This window comes from Enterococcus sp. AZ149 (genome assembly GCF_051714285.1).
Lineage (GTDB): Bacteria > Bacillota > Bacilli > Lactobacillales > Enterococcaceae > Enterococcus_D > Enterococcus_D entomosocium.
Window position 1 is genome coordinate 678,581 of the sequence record NZ_JBIORO010000001.1, and the last position, 6,420, is coordinate 685,000.

Annotated in this window: 6 protein-coding genes and 1 rRNA gene (1 of these 7 running past the window's edge); 4 read left to right on the top strand and 3 right to left on the bottom strand. The window is 44.6% G+C overall.

Annotation, left to right across the window (positions count from 1 at the left end):
• Positions 1-52: 52 nt before the first annotated feature.
• Both yqeK and IGI94_RS03115 read right to left on the bottom strand, forming a co-directional pair.
• Positions 53-685 carry a bis(5'-nucleosyl)-tetraphosphatase (symmetrical) YqeK gene (yqeK, locus tag IGI94_RS03110; protein WP_087665108.1) on the bottom strand — a complete coding sequence of 211 codons (633 nt, stop codon included), beginning with the start codon at positions 683-685 and terminating at the stop codon, positions 53-55.
• Positions 686-690: 5 nt separating this feature from the next.
• A complete protein-coding gene (locus IGI94_RS03115; protein ID WP_008378083.1) occupies positions 691-1,668 on the bottom strand; it encodes an NAD(P)/FAD-dependent oxidoreductase in 978 nt (325 codons plus the stop codon).
• A gap of 140 nt (positions 1,669-1,808) precedes the next feature.
• On the opposite strand from IGI94_RS03115, the gene IGI94_RS03120 reads away from it, so the two are divergent.
• Positions 1,809-2,396 (top strand): peptidylprolyl isomerase, encoded by a 588-nt coding sequence (locus IGI94_RS03120; protein ID WP_005227659.1) that lies wholly within the window; start codon positions 1,809-1,811, stop codon positions 2,394-2,396.
• An 89-nt stretch (positions 2,397-2,485) separates the two neighbouring features.
• On the opposite strand, the gene IGI94_RS03125 is transcribed toward IGI94_RS03120, so the two are convergent.
• Positions 2,486-3,667, bottom strand: coding sequence for a MalY/PatB family protein (locus IGI94_RS03125; RefSeq protein ID WP_087665109.1), 1,182 nt, complete (start codon positions 3,665-3,667; stop codon positions 2,486-2,488).
• A gap of 93 nt (positions 3,668-3,760) precedes the next feature.
• Between IGI94_RS03125 and IGI94_RS03130 the strand changes: the two genes are divergently transcribed.
• The 3 genes from IGI94_RS03130 to IGI94_RS03140 form a co-directional block, all read left to right on the top strand.
• Positions 3,761-4,141, top strand: coding sequence for a CvfD/Ygs/GSP13 family RNA-binding post-transcriptional regulator (locus IGI94_RS03130; RefSeq protein ID WP_087665110.1), 381 nt, complete (start codon positions 3,761-3,763; stop codon positions 4,139-4,141).
• 67 nt (positions 4,142-4,208) lie between these two features.
• Positions 4,209-4,571 (top strand): hypothetical protein, encoded by a 363-nt coding sequence (locus tag IGI94_RS03135; RefSeq protein ID WP_008378091.1) that lies wholly within the window; start codon positions 4,209-4,211, stop codon positions 4,569-4,571.
• 565 nt (positions 4,572-5,136) lie between these two features.
• Positions 5,137-6,420 (top strand): 16S ribosomal RNA (locus IGI94_RS03140) (it continues 276 nt past the right edge of the window).

Here is a 6,420-nt window from a genome sequence, read left to right on the forward strand (position 1 = left end):
TTGCAATCATAAGTAGTGCCTTATTCCAGTTGCAGCCAATGCCATTTGGGTTTTAGTCCCTTCTGACATCCATTGAAGCACAGGTTTTTGCTAGTTCTGCTTTGGCTGCCACTGCCCAAGGATGGGGGACCACTAAGTCACCGGCAAAGAGCCAGTCCATATAATAGCCAGCGGCAGATTCCAAGGAATCATCGAGGCGCTCTAATAAACCGGTTAAGAAAGGTGCTTGATCTTTGCGATCCCATTTGATTTTGTCGGCTAAAAAAACGATCAGATCGAGACGACTATATTGGGCCTTTAAGGTGGTATGACAGCTGATGGCGGACAGAATGTCTGGATCAGACACCTGAAAAACCGTTTTTGCCAACAAAGCGGATTGCTGCTGATGCAGCAAAAAAGGTGCTTGCCGCTCCGCATCTAAGATCGGTTCGCCTACTGCTATCTGCAAGGCGATTCGCTGGTCATTAGGGATGACGACGCTGACATCGTGCAGCAGTCCTGCCAAGTAAGCTTTATCCGCATTGACTTGAAACCGTTCTGCCAATCCTTTGGCTTCTTGGGCAACGGCTAGATTGTGGACCGCCGTTTCGGCATGATCGAAGGCTTCCAGATACTGAACCATTTGCTCAGTGAGGGTCTCCCCCTGTAAAGGGAGAGTATAGGTGGCAAGACCAACTTGTTTCATCTCAGCTACTCCTTAAAAAGACTCGTACTGTGGGCGGGTTGCGTCCGCGTTTTGGGATCAATGTAATGGAGTGCATTGTTCACCGCAGTTGGGGCTTCCCCGAAACCAGTAGCGATCAGGTCGACTTTTCCATCGTATAAAACGACATCCCCACAGCCATAGATCCCAGGAACAGACGTGCTCATATCTGAAGAGACGAAGACTCCTTGGCGGCTGCTTTTCATGCCCCAATCCTTGATGTTCAATGTGGAAGAAAAACCGTAATTGACGATCAAAGCATCCAATGAAAGGCTGACCGTTTCATCACCTTTGACTTGCTGCAACGAGACACCAGTCAAACGTTGCTCTCCTTGGAGCTCTTGAATCACATAAGGAGTCAGAATGTTGACGGCAGAAGCTTGTAATTTGCTGACGCTATGTTCATGAGCACGAAATTCAGGACGGCGATGGATCAAGTAGACTTCACTAGCGATCGGCTCCAGCATCAATGCCCAATCGATGGCAGAATCGCCGCCACCGGCGATCGCTACTTTGCGTCCGGCATACTTCATCAAATCGGTGACAAAATAGTCTAAGCCGTATCCTTCAAACCGCTCGCTTTCTGGCAAAGTCAGTTTGCGCGGCTGGAAGGAGCCGTTTCCTAAAGCCAAAATCACGGCTTTCGAGTAATGGATTCCTTTGTCGGTAGTGACTTCGATATAGTCTTCTTGTTTTTCGACCGACAAGACGGTTTCTTCTAAACAATATTGGTGATTGAAGGTCGTCAACTGTTTTTCCAGGTTTTGGACAAGATCGCCCGCTTTGATTTTCGGATAACCTGGGATATCGTAGATGTATTTTTCTGGGTATAAAGTAGCAAGCTGACCGCCTAATTGCGGCAAGCTATCGATGATTTTGGTTTTGGCGTTACGCATACCGGCATAGAAAGCAGAAAACATCCCGCTAGGTCCCGCGCCGATAATCGTTATATCAAAAATATCCATGTTATTCCTCTTTTCTAACCACGTTGGGGTGAAGCGTGTTCGTAGTGTACGAATAGCTTTATTATAGCAAAAATTATCCAAACTAGCATTTTTTCAATTTTCTGCTATCATGGATTTATGAGAGAGAAGGAGGAGTTAATGTGTCTGAATTTCCACAGTTAGCATTAGAAAAACAAACTGGCCATAAAGCAGTCATCAAAACCAATCGTGGGGATGTAGTTGTACAATTGTTCCCAGAATTGGCACCAAAAACAGTGAAAAACTTCGTTGAATTAGCGAAAAAAGGGTATTACGATGGGATCATCTTCCACCGTGTCATTCCTGATTTTATGATTCAAGGCGGCGATCCAACTGGTACAGGGATGGGCGGCGAAAGCATCTATGGTGGCAGCTTTGAAGATGAATTTTCAAAAGAATTGTTCAATCTTCGTGGCGCTTTATCCATGGCAAACGCTGGTCCGAATACTAACGGCAGCCAGTTTTTCATCGTAAACAATCAAAATGTTCCTAGCAACATGTTAGGTCAATTAGAAGGTGCTGGTTATCCAGCTGAAATCATCGAAGCGTATCAAGCAGGTGGTACTCCTTGGTTAGATTTCCGTCACACAGTCTTCGGTCATGTGATCGAAGGAATGTCAGTCGTTGATGAAATCGCTGGCGTGCAACGGGGACCACAAGATCGTCCGGTGCACGATGTAGTGATCGAAACGATCGAAATCAGCGAATAAAACAAAAAGAACCCAAAAGCAGTTTCAACGGTCATCCTCAGGAGACCGTTGAAATGGCAGCTTTAGGGTTCTTTTTTTACACGTAAGCGTTAATCGATCGGTTGGTCTTTAAACGCAGCGGCGATTTGATTGAGTGCTTTTTCTAATAGCTCTTTAGGACAGGCAAAGTTCAGCCGCATATGGTGACTGCCGTGGGGACCAAAGATATTTCCTTGATTCAATACGACATTGGCTTCTTTAATCAGTTTTCTTTGTAGCTGATTATCCGTTAGGCCATAGGCAGAAAAATCCAGCCAGATCAAATAAGTACCTTCGGGCTTTTGAAACGTCACTGCTGGGAGTTGTTCAGTCAAAAAGTCGCAGACAAAGGTGCGATTTGCTTCTAAGTAGGACAATAGTTCTTCTAACCATGCTTCAGATTCACGATACGCTGCTTCAGTAGCGACCAAACCAAACGTATTGATTTCCCCTTGAACGTTACGTTCCTGTGTTTTTGCAAATTGGCTGCGCAAGGTTTGGTCTTTGATAAATACCATCGAATTTTTGATCCCAGCTAAATTAAAGGTCTTGGTTGCTGAAGTCAAAATGATCGAAAAATCGGCAAAGCTTGGCTCGACTGTTTGGAAAGAGACAAAGTGATTTGGCGCAAAAACGATGTCTTGATGGATCTCATCACTGACAACGACCACCTGGTGCTTTTGACAAATCCGGCCGATCATCAGGAGTTCTTCTTTTGACCACACGCGTCCGCCAGGATTATGAGGATTACATAGAAGAAACAATTTTACTTTCTTTTCGATGATGGTTTGTTCCATCGCCTCAAAATCGATGACGAAGTGGCCATCTTTTTCCAGTAACGGTTCTTGAATTAAGGTACGCTGATTGTTTTTGACAACCTGGGCAAAGGGATGGTAGACCGGATCGTGGATCAGTACGGCATCTCCTTCTTGGGTGTAACTTTGGATCGCTAGTGCAATACTAGGGACGACACCGCTATTAAAAAGGATCGCTTCTTTATTGATGGTATAACCATGACGTCTTTGCTGCCAATCGATGATGGATTCAAGCAGCGAATCAGGGATGGTGGAGTACCCATAGATCCCTTGGGCAACTGCTTTTTCTAAAGCTTTTTTCACTGGTTCTGGTGCCAGAAAATCCATGTCGGCTACCCAAAGCGGCAATAAGTTTTCTTCCTTATAGGTTTTTGCAATCGTATCCCATTTGACGCTATTGGTATTTAAGCGCGGATGAACTTTGTCAAAATTGATCATGCGTTTCCCTCCTATATTGTGTAACGTTGTTTCTGATGCTTCAAATCTACCACTAGTTCAAGTATAATGAAAGTGGAAAAGAGAGGAAAGACTATGAATTATCAAATCGGGAACATTATAGAAGGAACAGTCACTGGGATTCAACCCTATGGTGCATTTGTTTCGTTAGATAAAGAAACGCAAGGCTTGATCCATGTTTCAGAGATCCAATCCGGGTTTACTAAAAATATCCATGAAGTCTTACAGATCGGCCAAAAAATCCATGTACAAATCATTGATATTGACGAATACAGCCAAAAGATCAGTTTGTCCCGCCGTACATTGGAAACAAGTTTTGTTCAGCCACCCTTTAAGCGTAAACGCTACTTTACAAATAAGAATAAGCGGATTGGTTTCCGTACGGTTGGAGAAGCTTTACCAGTGTGGGTGAAAGAAGCTAAAGAAATGTTAGAAAAAGAAAACAGCAACAGATAATCGTGCATATTTTCTGAAAATGTGCTAAAATTAGTTTACAAACAGATGAATAACTGAGGTGGGTATTTTGGGATCCAAAAAAGTAGCGGGTACAGTTATGATGCACTTAACAAATGGTTCGAAACGATTTTTGATGCAAATACACGAAGGCACTGCGGAATTAGCGTCAACGGATTTTTCTGAAGATAAAACCGGCTTGGCTACGATCTTACAATTGTTTAAAGACCGTATTCACCTTGATGTGACAGCGATCGAACTCGTTGAACTCACAAACGGAAATATTGATACGCAAAATATTCCTTTATTTGTTTTTGAAACACAAGAAGCAGGACAAACGCAACAGCTGCCAGAGGGGTATGCGTGGGAAGAGCCCAATATCTTTCGTAAGATCATTGAAGACTATAAGATCGAAGGCGTTCCGTTCTTTTAGCACCTGAATACTAGCGAAAAGGCTGAAGACCGTTACAACGGTCTTTTTTTATTGAAAACTTTTTGTAAATAAAATGAAATATTTCCTTGACCTAAGTCAAGAAGAATGGTAAATTAGTCAACGTTGGCAATTGAGTCAGCGGGTCAAAAATGCTTTTGAAAAAACTTCAAAAAAAGACTTGACCAAAAATGAAACAGATGATATTATAACGAAGTCGCAATTTTAAAACAGTTAATCGATGTTGATACATCAACAAAATTAATTAAAAAAAGTTGTTGACAAATAACAAATCGTTTGTTATTCTAATGAAGTCGCTGAGACAGCCGCTGCGAAGTTGAAAAACAACGAGCGAAAAAAACTTTTAAAAAAGAGTTGACAATCAATTCTCGCTCTGGTATGATATAAAAGTTGCTAACACAGCACGGTAGACCTTTGAAAACTGAACAAAGCAAGCAAACGAACCAATGTGTAGGACGTTTCAATTTATTGAAACAAATACATGCAAGCAATAGCTAGCAAAGTTAATTTTTATGAGCTTAATGACCGTATGGTCATTCAAACAAATCATTATGAGAGTTTGATCCTGGCTCAGGACGAACGCTGGCGGCGTGCCTAATACATGCAAGTCGAACGCTTTTTCTTTCACCGGAGCTTGCTCCACCGAAAGAAAAAGAGTGGCGAACGGGTGAGTAACACGTGGGTAACCTGCCCATCAGAAGGGGATAACACTTGGAAACAGGTGCTAATACCGTATAACACTATTTTCCGCATGGAAGAAAGTTGAAAGGCGCTTTTGCGTCACTGATGGATGGACCCGCGGTGCATTAGCTAGTTGGTGAGGTAACGGCTCACCAAGGCAACGATGCATAGCCGACCTGAGAGGGTGATCGGCCACACTGGGACTGAGACACGGCCCAGACTCCTACGGGAGGCAGCAGTAGGGAATCTTCGGCAATGGACGAAAGTCTGACCGAGCAACGCCGCGTGAGTGAAGAAGGTTTTCGGATCGTAAAACTCTGTTGTTAGAGAAGAACAAGGATGAGAGTAAAACGTTCATCCCTTGACGGTATCTAACCAGAAAGCCACGGCTAACTACGTGCCAGCAGCCGCGGTAATACGTAGGTGGCAAGCGTTGTCCGGATTTATTGGGCGTAAAGCGAGCGCAGGCGGTTTCTTAAGTCTGATGTGAAAGCCCCCGGCTCAACCGGGGAGGGTCATTGGAAACTGGGAGACTTGAGTGCAGAAGAGGAGAGTGGAATTCCATGTGTAGCGGTGAAATGCGTAGATATATGGAGGAACACCAGTGGCGAAGGCGGCTCTCTGGTCTGTAACTGACGCTGAGGCTCGAAAGCGTGGGGAGCGAACAGGATTAGATACCCTGGTAGTCCACGCCGTAAACGATGAGTGCTAAGTGTTGGAGGGTTTCCGCCCTTCAGTGCTGCAGCAAACGCATTAAGCACTCCGCCTGGGGAGTACGACCGCAAGGTTGAAACTCAAAGGAATTGACGGGGGCCCGCACAAGCGGTGGAGCATGTGGTTTAATTCGAAGCAACGCGAAGAACCTTACCAGGTCTTGACATCCTTTGACCACTCTAGAGATAGAGCTTCCCCTTCGGGGGCAAAGTGACAGGTGGTGCATGGTTGTCGTCAGCTCGTGTCGTGAGATGTTGGGTTAAGTCCCGCAACGAGCGCAACCCTTATTGTTAGTTGCCATCATTTAGTTGGGCACTCTAGCGAGACTGCCGGTGACAAACCGGAGGAAGGTGGGGATGACGTCAAATCATCATGCCCCTTATGACCTGGGCTACACACGTGCTACAATGGGAAGTACAACGAGTTGCGAAGTCGC

Excerpts from the sequence above, each read along its gene's own strand:
- IGI94_RS03130 (WP_087665110.1), top strand. The coding sequence starts at position 3,761 with ATGAATTATCAAATCGGGAACATTATAGAAGGAACAGTCACTGGGATT.
- IGI94_RS03125 (WP_087665109.1), bottom strand. The coding sequence starts at position 3,667 with ATGATCAATTTTGACAAAGTTCATCCGCGCTTAAATACCAATAGCGTC.
- IGI94_RS03115 (WP_008378083.1), bottom strand. The coding sequence starts at position 1,668 with ATGGATATTTTTGATATAACGATTATCGGCGCGGGACCTAGCGGGATG.
- yqeK (WP_087665108.1), bottom strand. The coding sequence starts at position 685 with ATGAAACAAGTTGGTCTTGCCACCTATACTCTCCCTTTACAGGGGGAG.